The 1,022-nt window shown below is 49.9% G+C and carries 1 protein-coding gene; it reads right to left on the bottom strand.

The window, feature by feature from the left end; translation table 11 throughout:
- On the bottom strand, positions 1–1,022 hold a 1,022-nt coding region (locus tag A3750_RS00630; RefSeq protein ID WP_156498269.1), incomplete at both ends, for a methyl-accepting chemotaxis protein.

The following is a 1,022-nucleotide window of genomic DNA, read 5'->3' as shown; positions in this document are numbered from 1 at the left end:
TTCAGAAACATTCGTCTGCTCTTCTGCAGCGGTTGCTACTTGCATATTTAAGCCATTGATTTGTGAAATACTAGAGCTAATCACATCCAGCTTTTCACTCGCCTGATTAAACATGTCAGCACTATTTGCTGTCACCTCAGAGCTTGCGTTCATAACCTCAGCTGTATTTTTTGCACCGCTTTGCACACTTTCAATAATGTCTTCAATTTCGGTCGTCGACTGCTGGGTTTTCTGAGCGAGAGAACGAACCTCATCGGCAACCACGGCAAAGCCTCTGCCTTGCTCGCCAGCACGCGCCGCTTCAATCGCGGCGTTGAGCGCTAACAGATTCGTTTGCTCTGCAATACCGCGAATCACACTCAGAACCGTTCCCACATTGTTGGTGTCTTCTTCAAGACGCTTAACAACCTCAACGGTATCGGATATTTGCGTAGCAAGCCGATTTATCGATTCTTGCGCACTACCCATTGTCTGCACGCCATCTTTCGCGGCTTCGTCCGCTTCTTGCGCGAGATTCGCCGCAGAGGCTGCGTGGCCCGCCACTTCCTGCGCAGTTGCGCTCATCTCGGTCATCGCGGAAGCGATATGATCCGTCGACTCGTTAGCCGTAGACACTTTGTTTACCAAGGCCTCTGAAGACTCGGCTAAATGCTGCGAGACGCTTTTTAGATCCTCATCCGTCGAATTCAAGCGATGGGCTAATTCCTGCAGAAAGCTCTGTAAATGCCGAGATGCATCCGCCAGTTTGCCTAGCTCATCGTCGCGTTGGATATGGATTTCATTATTGATCTTGCCTGAGCTGATACGCGAAATCACACCAATCAGTTCCTGGCTAGGCGCCACGATAGCTTTATTGATGACCCAGATAGATGCCAAGGCAAACAACACAATCACCACGCCCAAAACAGTGTTAAACACCGTCAAACCAGAATAGGCTTTCGCCGCCGCTTCTTCACTACGAAGCTTCACCATTTCAGCAATTTTGCCTGCCGCTTCCGAAAGCAACTTTGCTGGCTCTCGGT

It is taken from the genome of Oleiphilus sp. HI0079, from assembly GCF_001635105.1.
Note: the sequence above shows the minus strand (reverse complement) of the source record. Positions and strands in the feature narration are given on the sequence as shown.